This window comes from Rosistilla carotiformis (assembly GCF_007753095.1).
Classification (GTDB): Bacteria; Planctomycetota; Planctomycetia; order Pirellulales; family Pirellulaceae; genus Rosistilla; species Rosistilla carotiformis.
Genome location: NZ_CP036348.1, coordinates 4,041,169 through 4,065,979, shown reverse-complemented (window position 1 = coordinate 4,065,979; position 24,811 = coordinate 4,041,169). Strand labels below are relative to the sequence as shown.

Below are 24,811 nucleotides of genomic sequence, written 5' to 3'. Positions count from 1 at the left end.
CGAGAAATTATGAAAGTTGCATCCAAGCCCGCGGCAGCGACCGCTGTGGCGGCACGCGTTGCCGGAGAAGATATTCAGCCGGGGGATTTCGTCACCGTGCTTACCGAACTGGTTGAACTGCCGTCGTTCCTATGGGCCTGTTCCTCCCTGACGCTCCCGGCAGAGGAACCGATCGCATTTCGATTCCGGCCCCAGGAGACAGGCAAACCGTTGAAAGTCTTTACCGTTTGTCTGCCGTTTGTTTATGCCAAGAATGATCGTGGCGCGGTGGTCACGATCGACACGCGACTGAAACAACTAGTGCGGCTGGACCGGCAATGCGCTCGCAAAGTCTGGAAGCAATTGCGTTCCAAAACGCGTCGCAAGCGGAGCTGACGTGGCCCGGCGTTAATTGGCGGACAAGGCCTGCGACAGCTTTTGCACCGTCGTGAAGAACGTTTGAGGATCGTACTGTTTTTTCGCAAGCAGTGTCGCCAAATCGTTGTCGACTTTGTATTCCCGCCCGGGTGGTAACGAGACGACAGCGAACGCATCTTCCGAGGGAATCCCAAACGTGAAACGGTTGCCGTCGACATGCATGACGCGATCTTCGACCAAATGCGGCCGCAACAAGACGACATCGTTGTCGATCGGGGCGTATTCAGGGTGGCCGTATCCGTCCAATGCCCAACAAACGGTACCCACGGTCCCTTGCGGCGAAACCCAAACGAAAAAGCGGACGATTACCTTCTTGTGCTTCCCGTCGCGCAGCATGATCGTTGGGGCATCAAAGATGACTCCATCACGGTATCGGGCCACTTGGACGATGTCGTCCAATGCGCGTTCGTTCGCCGAGAAGACTGCCCCGCCGATCATTCCCAGGTCGGCACCCAATGGTTTGTGGGTGTCGCTTGAAATGACGACGTCGCGTCCGTCGATTTTCGTGGTAAAACCGATCCCGATTTTGTCCAACGTATAGTTGCCTTCGGAATCTTTGGCGACGTTGGCCATGTAGGCGAGGTTGAACAACGCTGCGTAATCACGCACCGTCGACGAAGCGGCATCGACATCTCCCTTGCCCAGCGAACCCTTGACAAACAAGACGAGGTCGGACCAACCCTGAGTCCCTTCGGGTTTAATCTCGGTTCCGGCCGGGATCCGTTCCAATGGGCGGACCTGAAAATCCCGTGAGACCGCCTCCACGGCCTCTGCCGTATCGATGGCGCCCACTGCGCTGCAAAAGATGCCTAGCAAACAGACCGTTCGTAAAATGGATTGTCGAATGCTCATTGCGCTACACCCTCTCTATGAAGATCACTTTTCGGACTAAAGGACCGTAGAACGCCAATCCGGCTCATTCCATCGCGCCGGGCGCAGACTATCAAAATCGCTCTTGCGTGACAATTCGAAGCGACAGCCTTTCTCTCCGGACGATGCGAGTTGGATCGGTTCCAGAGCGGTTGAGTCGTCTGGGAAACGACGCCGTAATGCAAGCATTGGATGGTCTCGTCCGCATGGGGCGGGAAACACCGTTTGAACGCTGGCAACAGTTGAGCGGCGCGTGGCGCTTTCTAAGAGCAAGCACCGTGCCGAACCGAGTTTGCGAGGGACGCTGAAAGCGACAGGATTTCTTGGTTCGGCGCGAGCCTATTTGGCGGAAGCCTGTCCTTAGACGATACGATAGTAATTTTGAGGGGGCGATGGAAATGGGGACGGGGACATGATCGAAGTCGATGGTTCGCGCGGCGAAGGGGGCGGGCAGATCCTGCGGACCGCGTTGGCGCTGTCGATGGTCAATTTGCAACCAGTGAGGTTTGTCAACATCCGCGCCGGCCGCAGTCGTCCCGGTTTGTTGCGACAACATCTGACCGCGGTCAAGGCGGCCGCATCCGTCAGCGGTGCCAAAGTCGAAGGGGATCGATTGGGTTCGATGACCCTTACGTTTGAACCGTCGAAAATCCAAGCGGGCGATTATCACTTTGCGATCGGTTCGGCGGGGAGTTGTCTGTTGGTGCTGCAAACAATTTTGCCAGCTCTGATGATCGCCGACGGTCCGTCGCGCGTTGATTTGGAAGGTGGAACGCACAATCCGTTTGCACCGCCGTTCGAATTCCTGGAGCAGAGCTTTTTGCCGTTGCTGAAAAAGATCGGTCCCGACGTTCGCATGACGCTCGATCGGCCGGGCTTTTATCCGGCGGGTGGTGGACGGTGTAGCGCGGCGATTACGCCAGCGGAAAAGCTGCAACCGATCGAGCTGATCCAACGGGGAAAGCTGTTGAATCGCGAGGCGTTGGCGATCGTTTCCCGTTTGCCAGCGAAGATCGCGGCACGCGAACTGGAGACCGCCGCGCGGACGCTCGGTTGGCCAAAGAGTACCTTAAAAGTCGAACAAGTGACGACGTCACCGGGCCCCGGCAACGCGTTGTTGTTGCGTGTCAGCTATGAAAACGTGACCGAAGTGGTAACCGGATTTGGCGATGTGAAGGTATCGGCCGAACGTGTGGCGAAAGGCGCCGCCGGCGAACTGAAGAAGTATTTGAATGGAACGGCTCCGGTGGGAGTTCATTTGGCCGATCAATTGTTGTTGCCGTTGGCCATGGCTGGCGGCGGCCAGTTTCGCTGCCAACAGACGACGCAGCATACGTTAACGAACATCGAAACGATCAAGATGTTTTTGGATTTGGAGATCGACGTTCAGCCGCAAGAAGATGAATTCGTGTTGATTCGAGTCGGTTGATCGGTGGGATGAGGGATGTGGGAGAAGCATGATGAAGACGCGTGAACTGAACAACTTGGGAATTCCAAAAGGGATCGCGATGCAAGCGGCTGTCGAAGCGGTCCGCAACGCGTCGGCCCAGGGCTTGAAGCGACCTGAACTACGAACGGCGATCGCGGCAATTGTCGAAGACCCCGCGTCGGCGAAGGACGATCCTCTTTGGGGATCGTTGGCCGATGCTTTGCAGACCGTCTTCTCAGCTCAAGACCGTTACATCGGTCGCGACGAACCCGCTCCCTGGCGTCAGTGGGGGGACGGTCTGGAATCGGGTGCCGTGGCACAGATGGTCGACGCCTGCAAGCTGCCGGTAACCGTATCGGGTGCCCTGATGCCCGACGCGCACTTGGGTTACGGCCTGCCGATCGGTGGCGTTCTGGCGACGAAGGACTGCGTGATTCCTTACGCGGTCGGCGTCGACATCGCCTGCCGGATGAAGATGACCGTTTTGGATATGCCTGTCGAAACGCTCGATACCAATCAAGATCGATTGCGAAATGCGATCGAGCGGGAAACGCAGTTCGGGATCGGTGCGAGCTTCCGTAAGCGACGGCAACACGAAGTGATGGATGCCGATTGGCGCGTCTCGCCGATCACATTCCAGAACAAGGATAAGGCGTGGAAACAATTGGGAACCAGCGGCAGCGGAAACCACTTCGTGGAGTTTGGCGTCCTGACGCTGCCGGCGGACGATCTGGGATTGGCAGCCGGAACGTACCTGGCGCTTTTGAGCCACAGCGGGTCGCGGGGAACGGGAGCCTCGGTTTGCGCCCACTACAGCAGTGTGGCCAAAGCGACGCACCCGGAACTGCCACGCGAACTGCAGAACCTTGCCTGGTTGAACTTGGATACGCAGGAGGGCCAAGAGTATTGGAACGCGATGAATTTGATGGGGGAATACGCTGCGGCCAACCACGCCTGCATCCACCGTGAAATCGCAAGCCACTTGGGAGTCGAAGTCTTGTTGGATGTCGAGAACCATCACAACTTTGCCTGGCGAGAATCGCATGGCGGAGAGGATCTGATCGTCCACCGCAAGGGAGCGACGCCCGCGGGCCGAGGCGTGTTGGGAATCATCCCCGGTTCGATGGGGACTCCCGGATACGTGGTCCGCGGAAAAGGTGTCGAAGCGTCGCTGTTAAGCGCGTCGCATGGTGCCGGTCGCAAGATGAGTCGCACCGCTGCGAAGAAGCAGTTCCGATGGAAAGAGGTGAAGAAGTTCCTCGACGATCGCGGCGTGACGTTGATGTCGGCCGGACTGGATGAAGTCCCGATGGCCTACAAAGACATCGACCAAGTGATGGCGTCGCAGCACGATCTGGTCGAAACCGTCGCCCGCTTCGATCCGCGTTTGGTCAAGATGGCCGAAGCGGGAGAACGTCCGGAGGACTGAACCTTTCTCTTCCGTAACGTGGAAGGACACTGCCCACACGGTTCACGTCGTGGGCAGTGTCATCGCCCCCTCACGTCTTCGAACTGCGATGGGGCTGCGGCGTCGATTCGCGGCGGGCAAATCTTCTATCGGCTGCCTGGGACCCGCTGTGCCCCGGGGGGAAGGGCTGCTTCTGCTCGGAGACTTCCCATACGTCGATCGCCTCTGTCAGGTGGGAACGTTGCAATGCTGACCTAGGAAATCTATAGTAAGTGGATGCTGGCAGACGCCGGATCCGCATTCTATAAGAATGTGCTTGGTGCATTGTCGGTATCCATGGAATGCATTGGATGCATGGCGAGAGTTCGCAGATACTTACTTCAGTCAACGGGCCCGCAACCAAGACTGGAGTTCTCGGAGCGTCGGGTCGTATGACAAGGTTCCAACAACCGCCTCAACCTCAGGAGTGATCGAATGACCCAAACCATTTATCTTGCTTGTTTGATGACAAGCTTCGCCATGCTCGGCATGGCAACCACAGGATTCGCCGAGGAATCGGCCTCCGAAGGGGCGTCGGGCGACGGCGCCGCATCGATTCAAAAATGCCCGGTGATGGGGGCGCCGATTCCCCCGTACAATCGGAACGCTTCGGCGGGGGCTCAATCGAATGCCGACTGGTGGCCCAATCAATTGAACCTGCAGATCCTGCATCAGAACTCGGTCAAAAGCAATCCGATGGGGGATGGCTTTGATTACGCGGCGGAGTTCAACAGCTTGGATCTCGACGCGGTCAAGAAGGACATCACCGAGCTGCTGACGACGTCGCAGGATTGGTGGCCAGCCGATTACGGACACTACGGACCGTTGTTCATCCGCATGGCTTGGCACAGTGCGGGGACTTACCGCGTGGCCGATGGTCGCGGCGGTGCCGGTTACGGAACGCAGCGTTTCGCGCCGCTGAACAGCTGGCCCGACAACGCCAGCCTGGACAAGGCTCGCCGTTTGTTGTGGCCGATCAAGCAGAAGTACGGCCAAAAAATCTCTTGGGCCGATCTGATGGTCCTGACCGGGAACTGCGCGCTCGAATCGATGGGCTTGGAAACCATCGGGTTCGCTGGGGGACGTGAAGACGTCTGGGAACCTCAGTTGGACATCAACTGGGGCCCCGAGACGATGTGGTTGGGCGACAAGCGGTACCATGGCGATCGCGAGTTGGAAAATCCTTTGGCTGCGGTTCAGATGGGTTTGATTTACGTGAACCCCGAAGGCCCTAACGGCAAGCCCGATCCGTTGGCCGCGGCTCGCGACATCCGCGAAACATTCGCTCGCATGGCGATGAACGATGAAGAGACCGTCGCCTTGATCGCCGGTGGGCATACGTTTGGCAAAGCGCACGGTGCGGCTGATCCCAGCAAATATGTAGGCCCCGAACCCGAAGCGGCCGGACTGGAAGAACAGGGACTCGGCTGGAAGAACTCCTTCGGCAAGGGGAATGCGGAGGATACGATCACCAGCGGTTTGGAAGGCGCTTGGAGCACGACGCCGACCGAGTGGTCGAACAGCTATTTCGACAACCTGTTCGATTACGAATGGGAGTTGACCAAGAGTCCCGCCGGGGCGCACCAGTGGACGCCGAAGGATAAATCGGCGGAGGGAACGGTTCCCGACGCGCACGATCCTAACAAGTCGCACGCGCCGATCATGTTCACGACCGACCTGTCGTTGAAGCTGGATCCGATCTACGGTCCGATCTCCAAGCGGTTCCACGAAAATCCCGATCAGTTCGAGAAGGCGTTCGCCAACGCTTGGTACAAGTTGACGCATCGCGACATGGGACCCGTTTCGCGCTGCCTGGGACCGTCGGTCGCCCCGCCGCAATTGTGGCAGGATCCGGTTCCCGCGGTCGAGCATGCTTTGATTGGCGAAGCGGAGATCGCGGAATTGAAGAAGAATCTGCTCGACTCCGGACTTTCGATCTCCGAATTGATGGAGACCGCATGGGCCTCTGCCTCCACCTTCCGTGGCAGCGACAAGCGTGGTGGTGCCAACGGCGCTCGAATCCGATTGGCTCCGCAGAAAGATTGGGCGGTCAACCAACCGGCTGAACTCGCCAAGGTTTTGAAGACGTTGGAAAAGGTCCAGCAGGACTTCAACGGAAAGCAATCGGGAGACAAGCGGGTTTCGCTTGCCGATCTGATCGTGTTGGGCGGTGTTGCGGCAGTCGAACAAGCGGCCAAGAACGGCGGATACGAAGTGCAGGTTCCGTTTTATCCGGGCCGCACCGATGCGACCGACGAACAGACCGATGCCGAAGCGTTTGCCGTTCTGGAACCGAAAGCCGATGGCTTCCGCAACTACTACGGTCACACGCTCGACCGCCCCGCGGCCGAACTGTTGGTCGATCGAGCGAACTTGTTGACGCTGACGGCCCCCGAGATGACCGCGTTGGTTGGCGGGATGCGTGTGTTGAACGTCAACGCTGACAATTTGAAGTTGGGCGTGTTTACCAAACAGTCCGATACGTTGTCGAACGATTTCTTCGTGAACCTGTTGGACATGGACACGGTTTGGAAGAAGTCGCCGATGTGCGAACACTTCTTCGAAGGACGCGACCGAGAGAGTGGTGAGCTGCGTTGGCAGGCGAGTGCCGTCGATCTGGTCTTCGGTTCGAACTCGCAACTGCGAGCGATCGCCGAAGTTTACGCCAGCGAAGACGCGAAGCAGAAGTTCGTCCACGACTTCGCCGCTGCTTGGGCCAAGGTGATGAACCTCGATCGATTCGACCTCGATCGCGAACAACGCACTGGAACGCAAGTCGCTCTGGTTGGCGGACAATAATCGCTGTCGATCGAAAACGGTCCGCGCCTCGTGCGCGGACCGTTTTTTTATGCTTCAGACACTGGATGGTTTTGCTTGCTGAACAGTTTGGGGGGAGGACTTGATAAATGCAGTTTGAAGATTGGCAGAATGATGGGGGCAGAATGATGTTGCGCGACGAATCATTCTGCCCCCATCATTCTGTCAGCGTACGCTGTGGCAACGTTATCCGTGTCGCGGATCGCTTTTGGCAGAAAGATTTTCAGAAGATTTGAAGGAAGCAATTTTAAGATTGGCAGAATGATCGGGACAGAATGATGTTGCGCGACGAATTATTCTGCCCCCATCATTCTGCCAGCGTACGCTGTGGCAGCGTCATCCGTGTCGGATAGCTAATGGCGGAAGGCTTTTCAGAAGATTTGAAGGAAGCAATTTTAAGATTGGCAGAATGATCAGGGCAGAATAATGATGCGCGACATATCATTCTGCCAACATCATCCTGCCAACACTCATCCTGAGTCGACGCCGCTTTGCAAACAAATCCAAGTTCTGAATTGGTTGGTAGGTAACGTTATTGGGCGTTAACTCAAAATGTCTTTCACCACATGGGCTTCTTCGACGCCTGTCAGTTTGAAGTCGAGGCCTTGGAATTTATAGGTGAAGCGGTGGTGATCGATTCCTAACATGTGAAGCATCGTGGCGTGGAAGTCGCGGACGTGGACTTTGTTCTCTACTGCGTTGTATCCGAAATCGTCGGTCGCACCGTAAGTCGTTCCGCCGCGGACACCGCCGCCGGCCAGCCAGATCGAAAAGCCTTTGATGTGATGATCGCGGCCGCTCCCCTGCGCCATCGGTGTTCGGCCGAATTCGCCTCCCCAAACGATCAGCGTCTCGTCCAACATCCCTCGCTGCTTCAGGTCTTGCACCAGCGCCGTCGTCCCTTGGTCGACGAGCGATGCCGTCTTGGCGACTCCCGCTTTCACACCACCGTGATGGTCCCAGCCGCGATGGTACAATTGGATAAAGCGGACGCCGCGTTCGGCCAAGCGGCGAGCCAACAAACAATTGCTGCCAAACGATCCATCGCCGGGCGTGCAGCCGTACATCTCGATCGTCTTCTGCGATTCGTCCGACATGTCGGTCAATTCGGGGACCGATGCTTGCATCCGGAACGCCATCTCGTAGGTCTTAATCCGCGTTGCGATCTCGGGATCGTCCAAGACCTCGTTGCGATGTGAATCGATCCGCGCGATCGCGTCGACGATCTCTTTCTGTTGGCTCGGCCCAACCCCTGCCGGGTTGCCAACGTAATGCACCGGATTCCCCGTCGCGTGCAACTGCACTCCCTGGTGCTGGCTCGGCAGAAAACCGGAATGCCACTGCCGGGAACTGATCGGTTGCGATTGACCTCCTCCTTCGCTAGTCAACACGATGTAGCCGGGCAGGTTCTGCGTTTCCGCTCCAAGACCATACAGCACCCACGATCCCATCGACGGCCGCCCGCTGATCGCCGTGCCGGTGTTGAAGAACGTGTGCGCTGGGTCGTGGTTGATCTGTTCGGTATGCATCGATTTGATCACGCACATCTCGTCGGCCAGTTGCCCCATGTGCTTGAAAACCGACGACATCTCCAGTCCCGATTTCCCCTGCCGGACAAACGGATGTTGGGGCCCCATCACCTTGAGCGCCCGGTTTTGCAGCTGAGCGATCGGTTGGCCCGCGGTCAACGACTCCGGCATCGGTTGGCCGTCCAGTCGCGCAAGTTCCGGCTTGTTGTCAAACGTTTCCAGATGGCTCGGTCCACCCGCCATGCATAGATGGATCACCCGTTTGATCCGTGGCCGATGATGAGGCACGTCTGCCAGCGTCGCCGCGCCGGCTTCGCTATCGAGCAACGATGAAAGCGCTACCGAGCCGAGACCGACGCGGCGCAAAAACGTTCGGCGAGCCAGCATGTTGTCGTGGGAACGGAAGGGATGGTTCATAGCTTCGACTCTAATACCGAGTGATTGTTTCGTTGAGGTTTAACAGGACGCGGGCGACGCTGATCCAGGCCGCGAGTTCCGCCGTGTCGAGCTCTTCCGGCGTGGCAGCAGCTCCGTGAGCGACCATCTGTTGGGCCAGGTCGGCGTGGGCGACAAAGTGCTTGTGGTGGCTGGCGTACAACTTTTCAAGCTCTTGTACGACGAAGGGATCGGCGTCGCGGAGCACCGTTTGGCGGTAGGCCCAATCGATGCGATCGCCGACCGATCCGTCAGCTTCCTGCATGATCCGTGCGGCGAAGGCGCGGGCGGCTTCGACAAAACTGGGGTCGTTCAACAGCGTTAACGCTTGCAACGGCGTGTTGGAACGCGAGCGGATCGCCGTGCATTCCTCGCGGCTGGGAGCGTCGAAGGCCTTGAGCATCGGATGCAGGAACGTTCGCTGCCAGTGCGTGTAGACACCTCGCCGATATTGATCGGGGCCATCGTCGGCGACGTACGTTCGGCGCGGGAAATTCAGCTGAGCGTAATAGCCCGCGGGTTGATACGGTTTGCTGCTGGGGCCTCCCACCTTTTCGACCAACAGCCCGCTGATCATTAGGTTGGTGTCGCGAACCATTTCGGCACTGATCCGAAACCGACCTTGGCGAGCAAACAGATCGTTGTAGGGATCTTGGGCACGCAGCGCGGCGGACGGTTTGGACGATTGTCGGTAAGTCGCGCTGCGAGCGATCATCCGCAGCATCTGTTTGATGTCCCAGCCCGATTCGACAAACTCGACCGCCAGGTAGTCCAACAGTTCGGGATGGCTGGGGAACGTTCCCTGGCCGCCGAAGTCGTCGACGCTGGTACAGATTCCGCGGCCGAACATCAGGTACCACAAACGGTTCACCATCGTCCGCGCGGTCGACACGTTCTCCGGCTCGCACATCCAATTGGCCAAGTCGAGACGCGTGGCGCGGCCTTCGGTTTCCAAGGCTCCTAGAAATTCGGGGATCGCCGGTTCGACCACTTCCCCCGATTCGTCCATCCAGTTCCCGCGGTGCAGAATTTTGATCGGCCGAGGCGTTACCGATTTGCTGATCGGCGTCGTCGTAATCGTTTTGGCAAACGCATCACGAGCGGCTGTGGCTCGGTCGACTTTCGCCGACTGTTCGATATGAGCCGGGTGCGTGGCCAGGTAATGTTCACGCAGTTGTTTCGTTTGTTCGTCGCTACGCTCCTCCGCTGGTGTTCGCAGCGCGGCGACGAGGTTAGCATCCAACGCGTCGGTGATTCGCGTCCCTGCGGAGTCCCAATACGCAGTGCCGTCGAACTGAGTAAACGCCATGCCGTTGACGACGTCACCCGGCTTGAATCCGACGTCGGCCGCATCGACTTCCAAACGGATCCACTTCCCCGTTTCAGGCAGTTTCCCCTGGCGACGGTATGCGGGGGAAATCTGTTTGGGATTGTTGCGCCCGTAGGAAATGGAGTCGCTGCCCCAGACGGCGCGGTGGTTCCAATCGCCATCGTTCCATTGAAGCATGATCGCGGCGGGCGGAGTTTCCGGATCCAGATAGACCCATCCGAACAACCGCGTCTTCGCCCGGATCGTGATCGTTTGTTTGGCACTGATGAAATAGTGCTGCGTCAGATTGTTGGCAACTTGCTTCCACGCAACCTCGCCCGAATGAACGGGGTCCGTCGCACCAGTTACCGCGTTCCAATCGCCGCTCAACGTCGCTTCCGGCGGCTGATCGTCGAGCCAAATTTCGACAACCTCTTTCGGTTCGTTCGCCGTCTTCAACGCCTCCGCTTCCCACTCCGCTTGCCCCGCCAAAAGTGAGCTTTGCAGTTTCGCCAGGTCTTGTTGGACGCCATCGATCTGTTGATCCAACGCCGCCAATTGTTGGCTCTCTTCGGCGGTAGGGACTGGGATTTGCGGCGGACGTTGCCGTGCGCCGTATTTGCCTTGCTCTTCCAAGTCGGCGAAAAAAGCCCCCAACGCGTAGAAGTCTTTGGCGGTGTAGGGATCGTATTTATGATCGTGGCACTGAGCGCATCCGACCGTTGCTCCCATGAAAACCTGCGACACATTGCGGACGCGGTCGGCGAAGTAGATCGCCAGGTATTCTTTCGGCTGGGCGCCGCCCTCTTCCGTCGTTTGGTTCAAGCGGTTGTAACCCGACGCAACGATCTGATCGAGCGTGGGATTGGGCAACAGGTCGCCCGCCAGTTGTTCCCGCACAAATTGGTCGTAGGGGAGATTGCGGTTGAAGGCGTTGATGACGTAGTCGCGATAGGGGGACATCGAGACATCTTGGTCGCCGTGGTATCCGACGGTGTCGGCGTAGCGAACCAAGTCCAACCAATAGATCGCCATCCGTTCGCCAAAGCGAGGCGAATCGAGCAGCTGGTCGATCAATTGTTCATACGCTTCGTTCGACGGAGCGCTAACAAACTGTTCGGCTTGCGCCGCTGTAGGTGGCATGCCGGTAAGGTCCAAGGCGAGCCGGCGGACCAATGTCACGGGATCAGCGGCAGGGGACGGCTCCACGCCAACCTCCGCTCGACGCGCAGCGATCCAGCTGTCGATCGCGTTGATGCCCCAGTTGTCGTCCTGAAGCGGAGGAAGTTCCGGGCGACGCAGTGGCGTGTAGGCCCAGTGGACTTCATATTCGGCTCCCTCATCGATCCAACGCTTCAGTAGCGCGATCTGCGATTCGTCGAGCGGCTTGTGCAAAGCAGCTGGCGGCATCCGGAGATCGTCGTCTTCCGAAAGAACGCGGGCGATCACTTCACTCGCCGCCGCATCGCCTGGCACGATCGCAGCCGCGACGGCTTGTTCGCGGACATCCAATCGTAGACCGCCCGCGACCGTTTCGGCATCGGGACCGTGACAGGCGAAGCAGCGATCGGAGAGGATCGGTCGGATGTCTCGATTGAACGAGATCGGACGCGGTTCGGCCGCCCGAGCCTCCGTCGCTACGAACAGAATTGCGAAGCCCATCGTGGCCCAACGCAGGCTGTGCAGGACGGTTCGGAGAGAGTTCGAGCGGTGGCTGCGGTGATTCATCGGAGACTGTCGCAGGGGGAGGCGGGGTCGGAAGGGGGAGCCCATCGCAAGGGCGTCGTGTTTGATTTTATCCTGTTTCCGCGGGGCATGCGCGCTCCGCTGTTGACATTTTCGCTGGGAAACCCGACCTGCGCACGGCGACGTTTTGATTTGACCGATAGGTCCAGACAATGTACATTTGAGTAGTGATCGCTGGTAAGAATCGGGAGGTGGGCCATGCCTTGGGAAAAATCATTCGACGAAGCGGAGGTGCTTGATAAAGCGATGCATGTCTTCTGGGAGAAGGGTTATGCATCGACTTCGATCACCGATCTGACGACGGCGACCGGTATCCAACGGGGCAGTCTCTACAACGCCTTTTCCGGCAAACAGGAACTCTTCGTCCGATCGCTGTTGAAATACGACACCGAGCAACGGCGAACGTTGATCCAGAAATTGGAACGAATGGACGAGCCGGTGAAAGCGTTTGCGTTCCTTTTCGATGCGATCGTCCAGCAGTCGCTCGACGATCCGAAGAAGAAGGGCTGCTTTCTGATCAACACGTCGTTGACGCTGGGGGATCACGACGCGGCCGCTCAGAAAATCGTCGGCACCTCGCTGCGCGAGTTCACTGAATTCTTCGAGCAACAGATCAAGTTGGGGCAGCAGCGAAAGCAGATCCCAAAATCGGTCGATCCCGAACCAACCGCCCGCACGCTCTTCGCTCTCTTGGTCGGAATGCGGGTCATGGCCCGCGGCAGTTTCGATAAACCGGCACTCCAACAAGTTGCCGACCAAGCGATGCGATTGGTGGCTTAGTGGGCCGTTGCCCGCTGGCGACGGTTATTCGCCAGCAATGATCGCATCGATCCGTTGCCACAGATCCTCACACAGCCCGTCGCGGTAGGCCGCCTTGCGGAAGGCCTCGTGTTCTCGACGGTACATTTCCAATTTGCCGCAAGAACCGCGTTGACACTCCAGCAGATTGGCCAGCCGGTCGGCAGCTTTGACGGTCAACGCCAGCGTGTTGTTTGTCGCCGCGAGCTTTGCGTTGGTCTTCGCTTTGCGTGCGCTGCGTGTGTCCCCCTCTTCGTCGGTCAGGAGCGCAACGGTTTCGGCCATCGGCTGGCCGAAACTCGCCTCGATCTCTTCAATCGTCGCCGACGTATCTTCGACGGTATCGTGCAGGTAGGCAGCGACTTGCGCTCGCTCACCGAACGGCTCGAGCAAAGCCGCAACCGCGTCTAAATGGTACGAATACGGATGCTCGCCGTATTGCTGACTTCCATGTGCCCGCAGTGCAAATTCCCGGGCGGCTTGTATGTTGGTGTCCATCGATCTCCTTTCGCAGAGGGTTGTCGTTTGGAATGCGAATTATCGTTGACGGCAGCTTCGACAAGCCCATGGTACAACAAGTCGCCTGTTCGGCGAGGTGTCGGCTGCCAGCACGAATTACTAGCACGCAGTGCTAGCGAGTGAATTCGCGGTGGGATGTAGTGGACGAGGTTACGAGTCCCAGCGATTTGGTCTGATGCATGCAAGAGGACTCGTAACCTCGTCCACTACGCTTCGTGCTGGTATTGCTTCCAATAAAATTCGTTTAACCGTGGGCGGCATGTTGGGGAACGGCAGGGCGCGCGGTGCGTTGCCGACGTGGTGAAACGATTTGCGCTATCGAATCGGTTTGCCCTCTTCTAGCATCCCGACATATTTGACGATTCGTTTTTGCAGCGTCTCGGGGCGTTTGGCGGTTTGCAAATGGAATCCGATTAGATAGAGGCTGGACTTGCTGAGTTTCTCAAACGCTTGGTTCGCTTTGGGGTTGCCGCGGAGCGCTGCCAAGAAATCGTCGTGCATCACCATCTCGCTGGCGGGGGAATAAGCCGCTTCCCAACGACCATCGGCTTGCGCGGCGTGGACGTGTGCCAAGCCAGGTTCTTGCATCCTCCCCTCGGCGATCAAACGTTCGACATGTTCGCAGTTCCGCTTCGACCAATGGCTGCGCGGTCGGCGGGGCGTTACGCGTTGCAGGTAGGCTTTGTCGTCGAGCGACTTTTTGATGCCGTCGATCCAGCCCCAACAAAGCGATTCGATCACGGCTTCGGTCCAATCGATCGACGGTATGCCGGTCGCTTTCTTAAATAGCTTCAACCACAGTTCGGGTTCTGAATCGTGGTTCGCCTGCAACCATGCGCCGTAGGCAGCTGGCGTTTCGAAGGATCGGATGCGTTGAGGATCGGGTTCAGGCATTGGTTTGCGAATGCAAAGAGGCGGCGCCCGGGCGAGCGCGCTAAGGCAAGGAGGCGGGCATTGTTTTTGGCCTCTCGATTTACGACCGAGAAAGCGTCGCAATGATGGGCGCACCACGAGTGACAATGATCGTATGCTCAAATTGCGCGGAGAGGTTTTGGGGATGTCCGACGAGAGTCCAGCCGTCTTGGGCTTCGGAGACAAAGCTGCTGTGGGTCGAAAGAAACGGCTCGATGGCAATGACTTGGCCAGCTGTCAGCTTGCGGGTATCTCGATGATCGTAATAACTGACGATCCCATCGGGCTCTTCGTGGAGGCTGCGTCCGATTCCGTGGCCGGCGAGATTTTTGATGACCTTAAATCCGTGTCGCTTCGCGGTTTTTTGAATTGCCGTTCCGATTCGATTGATCGGCGCCCCGGCTCGAGCTTCGGCGATCGCGCGATGCAAGGCCTCTCCCGTCGCGTCGCACAATCGTGACTTGCGTTTGGCGATCGGTGGAACAACGATCGTACCGGCGGTATCGGCAAAGTAGCCGTCGAGTTCTGCGGAGACATCGACATTCACGATGTCGCCTGCCTGGATCACTCGGGGGCCCGGGATTCCATGGGCGGTCTCTTCATTGATGCTGATGCAGGTAGCACCTGGAAAGTCGTAAACCACGCGCGGTGCCGACTTGGCTCCGAAGCGAGCCAACATTTCGGCTCCCAAAGCATCCAGTTCCGCCGTCGTCATTCCCGGCTCCACGGCGCCGAGCATCGCGTCCCGGACTTGAGCGACAACGCGGCCGGTCTTTAGGATCCCTGCGACATCCTGATCGTTTTCTACTGTCATCAAACTTCCTTCACTCTGTCATGCATTGGATCCCTATCCCCAGCCGAGCGGCGGCGATCAGGGTGAATATAGTTAAAAACGCTTGGCGTCGCTGCAGCTAGACATTGGCTCATCCCATGGATCCGTCGCCGGCAACCATCGAAGCAAGCTTTTCGACGGTCCGGTAGTTGCGTGCCGTCGCCACGACGCCAAGGTGTTTTTCGGCGTTGGTAGCGAGTTTGGAACGACCAATTCCATCGGGAGCGTGCAGGTAAAAGACGTTATCGGCTATTTGGTACCGTTCACTGGCTGATTTTGCGTTTTCGAGCGATTGGATATCGGGATCGGAGGGGGGCGTGGCAAGGAAGAAGAAATGGAGCGTTTTGGGATCGGAAATCGCTTCGGCGAATGGATTCGATACAATCGCCTCCCGTAGTTCGTCCGGCTTGATCAGCAACAGCTGCGGACGAAAACCGTGCTGTTGTTCGATCGCGAGGGAGATCTTGGCGGTCAATGAAGCCGCTGACTTGGCGGCGGAATCGAAGACAACATTTCCGCTTTGAATAGAGGTGCGGATGTTCTTCAGCTGCAGCGCCTCGAGGTCCGATTTCAGCTGGGCCATGGGCAAGATGTTTTTGCCGCCGACATTGATGCCGCGAAAGAGTGCAATCCAAGTCGCCATACGGTCTGCTCGCTATCCGTGCCTGCGTCGGTGGTTAAGAACGCAGGCTACCGGTTGCAACGCATGAAGTCCACCACCATCGCTAGGATGTGCCCAATACAGCAACGATCCATCGAAAACTCGCGGGGGAGAAGGCGCTTGCGGCCGCGCGGCTCGCAAATTATTCGTTCGACACGCGGCGTAACGCCTTCGTCGATGCGGCTAAGACGCTTGGAGAGAGCGGGATGTATCCGAGGGAGTCGCTGTAGTTTTGTCCTGCCTCAAGGCACCACGTAACGAAGTGCTCAACCGCTTCGGCCTTCTCCGCGTCGGCATATTTTTCGTACAGCAAGAGCCAGGTAAGGGTCACGATCGGATACGAATCCTCTCCTTTCGGATCGGGAAAGAAGGCCTGCAAATTTTCTGGAAGATCGGCGTTCTCGAGCGTTTGCATACCACTGTCGCCGTTGGGCGTGATGAACTTGCCAGCTCGATTTTCCAGCGACGCCATCTGCAGCTTGGCGTGCGCTGCGATGCCATACTGGACATACCCGATCGATCCGTGGGACCGCTGGATCTGCCCCGCAACGCCTCCGTTGCCATCGGCTAACATCGTTGAACCGGGCCAATCGATCAACTTGCCCGTCCCAGGACCGTCCGATTTCCAATCGTCGCTGATCGAGCTCAAGTGGTTCGTGAACGCATAGGTTGTCCCGCTGCTATCCTGTCGCGCGACGACAACGATATCCAACTTAGGCAATGGCAGATCGGGATTCTCCGCAGCGATCCGAGGATCGTTCCAACGCTTGATCTTGCCCAAGAAGATGTCGACGTAGACGCGCCGACTCAGCTTCAGCGGTTCGGTTAGATTGGGGAGATTGTACGCGAGTACCAGGACGCCGCCGGTTACCGGAATCGTCACCGCGCCGCGCGTGACCCTTGCCTCCTCGTCGGGCAACAATCCGGCATCGCTGCCGCCAAAGTCGACGGTTTCGGCGATGAATTGGTGCACTCCGTCGCCAGATCCGGTCGCCGCATAAGCGACATGCCGGTCGGGGAACGCGGTTTGATATTCCTCGATCCATTTTTTGTACAACGGCGCCGGAAACGTCGCTCCGGCACCACGGATCCCCAAGGTTTCGCCCACCACCGGTTCGACCGTTGGCTTGCTACAGCCGAACAGCGGAACCAACGTGGCGATCGCCAACAGCAAACGGATTCGGACGCTCATCAATCGGATCCTTCTAACGAGTTGCTAAATCAAACAGAAAACGGGAAGTTTCATCGCAGCGACATCGGTTCGGTTACTCGATCTTGCCAAGCCAACCCGGAGGGACTGCCGCGACAGGTTGAGAAGACGTTGGATGCCGTCGGGATTTCATTCCAAGCAGCATTTCGATTGCCGTTCTGCATTCGCCTATCGCTTATCTGCGATAGACGATATTGCTGCACAAGTCGCTTGTCAACAGAAGTCAATGGAGTGGATCGGCGATTGAATTTGTTTAGACTTCATCGGGCGCGCTACCGTCTGGGTGCGAGGGGATTCGACGCGACTCGCTTTGCGTTTCGTGTGATTCCACAAACCGCGTTCGCCTTGTTTTTTCGAATGCGAATCCGCATTGAACGGGCAGTCGGTGAGTCAGGCCGTCGAAATTGGATGGCATGCGTTTGCAGTCGATCGGCGACCCGATTAGGCTCTGCATCCTACAAACTTCAAGAAAAATTAACCTCAACAGGAAGAGAGTCTCCATGAAATTCCGCCCCCATGTTTCCCTTGCAATCGCCACGCTGTCGACGGTTTCGGCGATGTCGCTTTTGGGTTCCGCTGTGTCTCTGCAGGCGGACGAGCCGCAGTCCAAGTCGGGCGAAGCCGCTTGGGTTTCGTTGTTCGACGGCAAGACGTTGGACGGCTGGGAAAAAGTTGGCTCCGACGGTAGCAAGTGGGAAGTCAAAGAAGGTGTGATCCAGGGCACTGGAACCCCGTCGATGCTAGTCAATACGACCGGGCCGTATAAGAACTTCCGTTACCGCGCCGAGGTGAAGATCAATGATGGTGGCAACTCGGGGCTCTACTTCCGCACGACCCGACGCCCCGGTTTTTCTGACGGCTACGAAGCACAGATCGACAGCACGCACACCGACCCGATCCGCACCGGTTCGCTGTACGGGTTCTGCCACGTTTATAAACAACATGTTCCACCGGGCAAATGGTTCACGTATGAAGTGGAAGTGCGCGACGACATCTGGCGTGGACGTGAGATGACGCGCATCAAGATCACCGTCGATGGCAACGAATTGTACGAATACCTCGACTTTGACAAGACCTACGGTCCTGGGCACTTCGCCTTCCAACAGCACGATCCGGGCAGCATCGTCGAGATCCGCAAAGCGGAAGTGCAACCTCTGGCCGATTGATTGGGCAAGCTTCGATGCGACCTTGCCATCGATGCAAGGTCTTTCCGGTTGGAATGAAAAGTCCGCTGCGCGGTAGCGGACGACTTCTTGTTATGTTTCGTTGAACTGTCGAACGAGCCGCGCGACCTCGGGTTTGGACGTTCCGTAAGAAACGATGGCGACCTCCAGCGGCGATTCACGGTAGAGGAGTGCCGCACGCTGAATCGCGTCGAGGATCCATGCATTGCGGTTCCCAAACACGCCGCCCCCCAACAACGTCAGGTAGAGTTTGTTGGAGCCGGTTTTGGCCCAGTTGATCGTCGCCGCAGCCAGAGTCGCTTCGTAGGCCGCGTCGAGCACAAGCTTCGCAAAATCGGTCCACTCCGCTGCAGGTTGTCGTCCATAAGCGACCGGCAACGCTGAACAGTAGGCTTGCGAAACACGGTGCTCGGCTCCAGCCAACGTCACTGCCGTATCCCATTGCAGCCCAATTCTTAGACTCGCGCGGTAGCGATCGACCGTTTCGGGATCGGCCGCACGGAGCTTCTGGCCGATCGTTTTCAATCCCGAATCGCTTGGGAACAGGTAGCCGTTCTGTAGTTTCCAAAGCCGCCCTTCGACATTCCCCAACTGTGTGCCCAGATCGGCACTGCAATCGATTTGATGGTCGTGCGATTGGCCGATGCGGTCTCCGACGGAAGCGAAGTAGTTGCGATAGATCGTTCCCGCCCCGCAAGCGACGGCGCAAGCGGGGCCCTGAGTATGGTCGTGCTCGTAAATTCCGACGCCCCGCTCGGGAGTCACCGAGGGGGAGGCCATCTCCAGCAGGTTGAATTGCGAAGCGACTTGGAACAACGCTCCCGCATTCCTTGGGTCGGCGTGCAGTTGGCGGACGTCGGCGACGCGTTCGCAAATCGTCAATCGACCGGATGACGGCTTGGTCGCTTCGGCCTTCGACCGTAGTTCGGCAAGCGTCGGCGTCTCCAGCCGTCCGAAAGCGATTCGCCGCGCGTCGGGGCAAACGAGGCAGTCGCCGTCGACACTCAGTTCGGTTCGCACCTGATCCGGTGTCGATTCTTCGATGCCCGTCAATTGTTGAAACCAACTCATATCTTCCGTCACGACGCTCCTTGGGGGCGGTTTGATTCGGGGTGAGTTTATCAGAAGTGGTGGGGCCGTTGGGATTCGAAGAGTTCCCGCCGCGATGTGCCCCGATACTTCTTGCGGGGGCCTCACGGAAAATGACGGATGGATTCGGTGGCATCCGGTGTGCAAGTACGGCAACGCGGCTTAAGAAGGCGGGACATCTGGCTTGCCGTGCTGGCATTTTCTTGCGTACACTCCCCCCGCTTTACCGTTGTGATGGATCACAATCTCTCGGCAGTCCAACACCCTTTCTCGGGGGGAGAGATGCGCAAACAAGCGTTTTTCTTGAATCTACGATCAGTATTTGCAGCGGCGATGTTGTCCGCGTCCGTTTCGGCTTATGGCGAGGATTCGTTTAAAACGGGCCTGGCCGAATTAGCCGCCGGTTCGTTTGAAAAAGCGGCCGCGACGCTGGCGGAGTTTGTCAAAAAGAATCCCGAGCATCCGTCTGCGGCGCAAGCGATGTGTGGATCCGGGCAGGCCCTGTCTGCGATGGGGCGGCATGCCGAAGCACTCGATTTTTTCGAAGCCGCATTGAAGCGAAAAAGTCCCCGACTACGAGAAACGCCGATCCGGCTCAGCTGTGCCAAATGCCAACTGGGCGTCGGTCGCTACTCCGACGCGGCGCAGCATGCCCAGGAAGCGATCAAGGTCTCCAGTTCGCCCGCCGAACGGGAGGTCGCCTATCCGATGCTAATCTCCGCGCTTTGCCAGGATTCGCGCTCCAAAGAAGCTTGGCTGGAACTGAAGAAGGCCGCGGATACCGGCGAACTGAAACCTGCCGTCACCGTCGCCCTGGCGCGTCAGGTGGCGACCGATGCGCTAAAGCAGGGCGAAGCCAATACCGCCCGCGAAGCGTTCAGCTGGCAGATGGAAAACGACCACGACCTGCAGGGGAAACAGGAAGCCGCACTCGGTTACGCCTGGGCGCAAGCTGCCTTGGCGAGCCAACCGACCGAAGCGGCGGTGGCGTTGTTGGAATATGTCGATACCTACCCAAAGGCTCCGGGAGCGGCGAGAGCCCTGTTGGCGGCGGCACGCAAGCAAATCGAAGCCGATCGATCGGCCGAGGCGATCATTCTGCTGCAACGCTTGGCCGCCAATTACCCGGATGCTAGCGAAACCGTCGATGGACTGACGCTACTGATTCAGATCGCTCAGAAAAACGGCGACGAAACACTCCTGCAAGACACCCGTGCCCAACTTGCCCGCGAACACACCCAATCCCCTGCGGCGCGCGGTGTGATCCATCTGGCGATTGCCGACGCCGCAAAATCAAAGGACGAGGGGACGTTCGCATCGGTGTCGGCGGTTGTCTTCAATTCGGGCGATCCTCAACTGGTTCAACAGACCTTGGATCGTTTGAGTGAAACGGCCGGGCATGAAGTCGTTCTGCGGTTCGCCGATGCCGGGTTGCAGCGGATGATCGACCCGGATCAGCATCGCGTGACCGCTGCGATCATCGATTGGTTGTTTGAACATCGACAGTGGTCGGTGATCACCGAAGCGACATCCAAGATGCCGGTGGAGGTTCTCACGCACGACGCGCATCAAGGAACTGTGATTGCAGAGAGTTTGCAGAGACTGGGTAGTTCGAAAGGAGCCTACGATCTTTTTACGCGACTAGCAGAGGGGCCCGAACCGACATTTGTTGTATTGTTGCGACGATCGGAACTGGCGGTACAGGTCGGATCGGTCGATGAAGCTAATCAGGCGATCGCTGCAGCGACAACGGCCGCCGAATCGTCGCGCGATCGTCAGTTCGTCCAAATCGTTGCGGCTCAGTTGGCGATACGCCGCGCCGACTTTGATAGCTCACGCAAGCTGCTCGATTCCGTGGTGCGATCCCCCGCGGCCGATCAACGCCTGCGGGGGCGAGCCCAATGGTTGTTGGGCGAAACCTATTTCATGCAACGAGATTACAGTGCCGCCATCGACGCCTATCGCCGCTGCGAAACGTTGTTCCCCGAATCGGGGTGGGCTGCCGCGTCGTTGCTGCAAGCAGGTAAAGCCTTTGAGAAGATGGGCAACTTTCGCGACGCCGCCGTTTGCTACACCAGTCTCTTGAACAAACATGCCAACTCACCCTACGCACAATTGGCCAGTCGCCGCCTCGGTTGGATCGGCAATGAAAAAACTCGCTAAGTCGATCGTCCGGGCGATCGTCTCGTCGCCCCATGGTCGGCTGCGGAACCGAAGCTGTATACCACCGCGCACTACGGCGCCCTCGCACGCCGCAATCGGCTTAACGCTGGCATTCCTGTTGGGAGCAACGCCTGTCGCGATGGCGCAACAGTTCCGTCAGCCGGGTCAGTCGTTCCAACAGCAAGGCTTTGGGCAGCAGGGCGGCTTTGCACAGCAACCGTCGGCGATCCCGTCGATTCCCGCTGCCGCGCAACCGCAGGGTGTGACCGAAGCGGCTCCGGAAGAAGCGGTCGAAGCTGACTCTTCTTGGGTTCCAGGTTGGGCTTCGAGTTTGAAGGACCAGATTTCTGCGGGCGGCTTGCTGATGCTGCCGCTTGGGATTTGCAGCTTTATCGTGATCGGATTGATTTGCGAGCGTTTGGTTTCGTTGCGCCGCAGTCGCGTGATCCCTCGGCCGTTTGTCCGCCGCTTCCGTGAAAAAGTGGAAGATGGCCAATTGGACATCGAAGAAGCGACCGAAGTTTGCAACGACTTTGATTGCGCCGTTGCCGACGTGTTTATCGCTGCGGTCAAACGTACCGGTCGCCCGATGGTCGAAATCGAAGCGGCCGTGTTCGACGCTTTGGAGCGGACCGCCGATGGCCTGCGACGCTATCTTCGCGTTTTCCATGCGGTCAGCAACGTCGCACCGTTAATCGGTCTGTTGGGGACCGTGTTGGGAATGATCGAAGCGTTCGAAACGATGGCATCCGAAGCAGGGATGGGGCATCCGGAACTGCTAGCGATCGGGATCAGTAAAGCCCTGGTGACGACCGCGGGTGGCCTTTGCGTTGCGATCCCTGCTTATCTGGCGTACATGTATTTCAGCTCACGTGCCGACGGTTACCTGGCCGAGATCGAACGCTTGTCCTTGGGCGTGATCGATGCCGTCTCCGCCGAAAGCGCTGGCGGAGGGGCCAAGACGCGACGAAGGAAGGCGGCGTAATGGCATATCAGCGACGCAGCGGCGAAGAGGCGACGATCAATCTGACCCCGATGATCGATGTCGTGTTCCTGTTGGTGATCTTTTTTATGGTCGGTGCAAAATTCACCGATCAGGAAGGGAACATCAAAGTCAACGTGCCAGGAGTTGGGAATCTACAGTCGATCACACGTGGCCCCGACAAACGGGTGGTTGATGTGCTGGCCGATGGGTCGGTGCTGTTGGACAAGAATCCGATTGCTATCAGTCAATTGCAGCAAACCCTAGCGAGTGCGGCATCGCAATATGCCGATACTAGTGTTGTTGTGCGGGGCGATGGGCAAGGTAATTTCCAGGCAATTGCCGAAGTCCTGCAGGTCGTACGCCAAGCCGGAATCACCGATATGGGAATCGCTGTTCGAATGCAGCGATAGCATCAGCTCTCGTCGTGCATCGCTTCCATTCCATGACCGAATCGTCGCTCGCGCAAACGCCCTGGTTGGCCGTTGTCGCGGTTTCGGCGATGATCTTGATCGCCGTCACATGGTTCCTGTGGCGACGTCGCGGCGGACGTCGTCGCCCCAAGACAGCGATCGCTTGTGCGATCCTTTCGGTCGGGCTGCACAGTTCGCTGTTTCTGTTCATTCCCACGAAAGATCAACCCGGAAAAGGGACCGGCGACGCGCCCGGTTCGGTCGATGGTTCGGCACCTGTGATGGTCACGATGACCGACGTGGAGACGTTTGATCCCGATCAGTCGGCGTCGCCGGATGAATCGCCCGAGACATTCATTCCGCCGCTTGAACTGCCGGTTCCCGAATCGGAACCTCTGCCAGCGGTGGTGACCGCCACGGCGGCGGTGGATCTTCCGATGGAGACGAGCGTTCAGCCACCCGACTTTTCCGCCGAACCGATCGATCTCTCCGAATCCCATGCGCAGATCGATCAATTGATGACCGACCTCTTGTTGGCCGATGCTACGCTCAGCCAAGTGGAGACGCCCCAGCCGGATCCGCTGCCGACACCGCCGCAACCCGCGGCGACCGCTTCGATGCCGCAACCATCCATGCCGCAACCGACGCCCCCTTCGCCCGCCGCTTCGGGCGTTCCGGTGCCGACCCAAACTGTCGCCACACCGGTTGCATCGCCACGCCCCGACGACTTTGCCAATCGCCGCGGTCCGGCGCGACGCAGTGCCTTGATCGCAACCGGTGGTGACGACCGAACCGAAGCCGCCGTGGCGGCGGGACTTCGCTTCATCGCATCGCGTCAGCGCGCTGACGGAATTTGGGATCCGACGACCACCGGCGCGGGCCAAGAGCGGGTCACACTGGGGCACAATCGTGAAGGCGCGGGCAAGCGTGCCGAGACGGGACTCACTGGGCTGGCACTACTGTCTTTGATGGGCAGCGGTCACACTCACTTGGACGGCCCCTACACCGACAATGTCGCCCGGGGGCTGCAAGCGTTGCTGAACCGCCAGGCGGCCGATGGATCCTTGGGGGGGCCAGCGGGAACGTATGCACGCATGTATTGCCACAGCATCGCCACACTTTCGTTGGGCGAAGCGTTTGCGTTGACTCGCGATCCTCGATTGGCTCAGTCGACAGCCGACGCTCTCAGCTATTCCGCTCGGATCCAACATCCGTCGACCGGAGGATGGCGTTACCAGCCGGGCGACACTGGCGACACGAGCCAGTTCGGTTGGCAGGCAATGGCAATGGAAAGTGGCAAGCAGGGGGGGATGAACCTCGATCCGCAAATCGACCAACGGCTGCGAACCTTCCTTTCGACCGTCCGTGCCGGTCGCGGAGGGCTTGCGTCGTACCGTCCCAAGCGACCGCCATCGCGCACGATGACCGCCGAAGCGTTGGCGTCGCGTTTGCTGTTGGGGCATTACGTTCCGCCGGCGGAGGTTGCCGAAGCCGAAGCGTACCTCTTGCAAGAGCTGCCGGGGATGGGCGAGGACAACTTCTATTATTGGTACTACGCGTCGCTGGCACTGCATCAATTGCAGTCGCCCGCATGGACGCGCTGGAACGAGGCGATGAAGCAGCGGTTGCTGGCAACCCAGCGAAGCGACGGCAGCTGGCCTACCACCAGCGTTTGGGGTGGATACGGTGGTGAGGTCTATACTACCGCGATGGGCTGCCTGTGCTTGGAAGTCTATTACCGGCACCTGACGTTGCACCAATCGCCCGAGAAGATCGCCAACGGCGCGCTGCGTCCGTTGGTGCGGTGATCGATTCTAACGGTTCTTCCGGTTCGGAAGAATCGCGTGCACTCGGCTGAGGGCGAGCTATGCTTCGCATGTTTGGGGAATTCCCCAACGCGTCGTTCCCTCGCAAAGATGCCGCACGCGCCACAGGCGGTTTATACTGCAGGGTTCCGAATCGTGTTTCAACCCGCGCGTGCCCAAGTCCGATGAGCCTTCCCTCTTCCCATCCGATCCCGCCCCCCATTGCTGGCTCGGATGCTGCGCG

Annotated in this window: 19 protein-coding genes; 10 read left to right on the top strand and 9 right to left on the bottom strand. The window is 58.4% G+C overall.

Annotated features, from left to right (window positions below; all coding sequences use genetic code 11):
* Positions 1-9 precede the first annotated feature (9 nt).
* Positions 10-375, top strand: coding sequence for a hypothetical protein (locus tag Poly24_RS14685; protein WP_145096682.1), 366 nt, complete (start codon positions 10-12; stop codon positions 373-375).
* Between the two features lie 12 nt (positions 376-387).
* Here Poly24_RS14685 and Poly24_RS14680 read toward each other — a convergent pair whose 3' ends face one another.
* Complete coding sequence (locus Poly24_RS14680; RefSeq protein WP_145096679.1) at positions 388-1,269, bottom strand: pyruvate kinase; 882 nt, start codon at positions 1,267-1,269, stop codon at positions 388-390.
* A 430-nt stretch (positions 1,270-1,699) separates the two neighbouring features.
* Between Poly24_RS14680 and rtcA the strand changes: the two genes are divergently transcribed.
* From rtcA to katG, 3 genes are all read left to right on the top strand, one after another.
* A complete protein-coding gene (gene rtcA, locus Poly24_RS14675) occupies positions 1,700-2,716 on the top strand; it encodes an RNA 3'-terminal phosphate cyclase (RefSeq protein WP_145096676.1) in 1,017 nt (338 codons plus the stop codon).
* Positions 2,717-2,744: 28 nt separating this feature from the next.
* A complete protein-coding gene (locus Poly24_RS14670; RefSeq protein ID WP_231753150.1) occupies positions 2,745-4,145 on the top strand; it encodes an RtcB family protein in 1,401 nt (466 codons plus the stop codon).
* 453 nt (positions 4,146-4,598) lie between these two features.
* The gene (gene katG, locus Poly24_RS14665) at positions 4,599-6,962 is read left to right on the top strand and encodes a catalase/peroxidase HPI (RefSeq protein WP_231753149.1); all 2,364 of its coding nucleotides are present in this window, start codon (positions 4,599-4,601) and stop codon (positions 6,960-6,962) included.
* 560 nt (positions 6,963-7,522) lie between these two features.
* Here the strand turns inward: katG and Poly24_RS14660 are convergent.
* Together Poly24_RS14660 and Poly24_RS14655 are read right to left on the bottom strand one after the other, a co-directional pair.
* A complete protein-coding gene (locus Poly24_RS14660) occupies positions 7,523-8,926 on the bottom strand; it encodes a DUF1501 domain-containing protein (protein WP_145096673.1) in 1,404 nt (467 codons plus the stop codon).
* 10 nt (positions 8,927-8,936) lie between these two features.
* On the bottom strand, positions 8,937-11,981 hold the full coding sequence (locus Poly24_RS14655) for a PSD1 and planctomycete cytochrome C domain-containing protein (RefSeq protein ID WP_145096669.1): 3,045 nt from the start codon (positions 11,979-11,981) through the stop codon (positions 8,937-8,939).
* Positions 11,982-12,197: 216 nt separating this feature from the next.
* On the opposite strand from Poly24_RS14655, the gene Poly24_RS14650 reads away from it, so the two are divergent.
* A complete protein-coding gene (locus tag Poly24_RS14650; protein WP_145096665.1) occupies positions 12,198-12,779 on the top strand; it encodes a TetR/AcrR family transcriptional regulator in 582 nt (193 codons plus the stop codon).
* Between the two features lie 24 nt (positions 12,780-12,803).
* Here Poly24_RS14650 and Poly24_RS14645 read toward each other — a convergent pair whose 3' ends face one another.
* From Poly24_RS14645 to pstS, 5 genes are all read right to left on the bottom strand, one after another.
* The gene (locus Poly24_RS14645; RefSeq protein ID WP_145096662.1) at positions 12,804-13,295 is read right to left on the bottom strand and encodes an HD domain-containing protein; all 492 of its coding nucleotides are present in this window, start codon (positions 13,293-13,295) and stop codon (positions 12,804-12,806) included.
* Positions 13,296-13,631: 336 nt separating this feature from the next.
* Positions 13,632-14,210: a YdeI/OmpD-associated family protein gene (locus Poly24_RS14640; RefSeq protein WP_145096658.1), complete on the bottom strand. Its 579-nt coding sequence runs from the start codon at positions 14,208-14,210 to the stop codon at positions 13,632-13,634.
* A gap of 79 nt (positions 14,211-14,289) precedes the next feature.
* On the bottom strand, positions 14,290-15,042 hold the full coding sequence (gene map / locus Poly24_RS14635; RefSeq protein ID WP_145096655.1) for a type I methionyl aminopeptidase: 753 nt from the start codon (positions 15,040-15,042) through the stop codon (positions 14,290-14,292).
* A gap of 109 nt (positions 15,043-15,151) precedes the next feature.
* Complete coding sequence (locus tag Poly24_RS14630; RefSeq protein ID WP_145096651.1) at positions 15,152-15,703, bottom strand: DUF1697 domain-containing protein; 552 nt, start codon at positions 15,701-15,703, stop codon at positions 15,152-15,154.
* 160 nt (positions 15,704-15,863) lie between these two features.
* Positions 15,864-16,913 carry a phosphate ABC transporter substrate-binding protein PstS gene (gene pstS, locus Poly24_RS14625; RefSeq protein WP_145096648.1) on the bottom strand — a complete coding sequence of 350 codons (1,050 nt, stop codon included), beginning with the start codon at positions 16,911-16,913 and terminating at the stop codon, positions 15,864-15,866.
* Between the two features lie 431 nt (positions 16,914-17,344).
* On the opposite strand from pstS, the gene Poly24_RS14620 reads away from it, so the two are divergent.
* Positions 17,345-18,097, top strand: coding sequence for a 3-keto-disaccharide hydrolase (locus Poly24_RS14620; RefSeq protein WP_391556894.1), 753 nt, complete (start codon positions 17,345-17,347; stop codon positions 18,095-18,097).
* A gap of 90 nt (positions 18,098-18,187) precedes the next feature.
* Here Poly24_RS14620 and Poly24_RS14615 read toward each other — a convergent pair whose 3' ends face one another.
* Positions 18,188-19,186: a hypothetical protein gene (locus Poly24_RS14615; RefSeq protein ID WP_145096640.1), complete on the bottom strand. Its 999-nt coding sequence runs from the start codon at positions 19,184-19,186 to the stop codon at positions 18,188-18,190.
* A gap of 321 nt (positions 19,187-19,507) precedes the next feature.
* On the opposite strand from Poly24_RS14615, the gene Poly24_RS14610 reads away from it, so the two are divergent.
* Genes Poly24_RS14610 through Poly24_RS14595 form a run of 4 tightly spaced genes read left to right on the top strand, consistent with a single transcriptional unit; the run spans position 19,508 to position 24,570 of the window.
* Complete coding sequence (locus Poly24_RS14610; protein ID WP_197451918.1) at positions 19,508-21,367, top strand: tetratricopeptide repeat protein; 1,860 nt, start codon at positions 19,508-19,510, stop codon at positions 21,365-21,367.
* The gene (locus tag Poly24_RS14605) at positions 21,351-22,352 is read left to right on the top strand and encodes a MotA/TolQ/ExbB proton channel family protein (protein WP_231753148.1); all 1,002 of its coding nucleotides are present in this window, start codon (positions 21,351-21,353) and stop codon (positions 22,350-22,352) included. Before Poly24_RS14610 ends, Poly24_RS14605 begins: the two co-directional genes overlap by 17 nt.
* The gene (locus Poly24_RS14600) at positions 22,352-22,762 is read left to right on the top strand and encodes an ExbD/TolR family protein (protein WP_145096628.1); all 411 of its coding nucleotides are present in this window, start codon (positions 22,352-22,354) and stop codon (positions 22,760-22,762) included. Before Poly24_RS14605 ends, Poly24_RS14600 begins: the two co-directional genes overlap by 1 nt.
* 32 nt (positions 22,763-22,794) lie before the next feature.
* The gene (locus Poly24_RS14595) at positions 22,795-24,570 is read left to right on the top strand and encodes a squalene--hopene cyclase (RefSeq protein WP_197451917.1); all 1,776 of its coding nucleotides are present in this window, start codon (positions 22,795-22,797) and stop codon (positions 24,568-24,570) included.
* Positions 24,571-24,811: the final 241 nt, after the last annotated feature.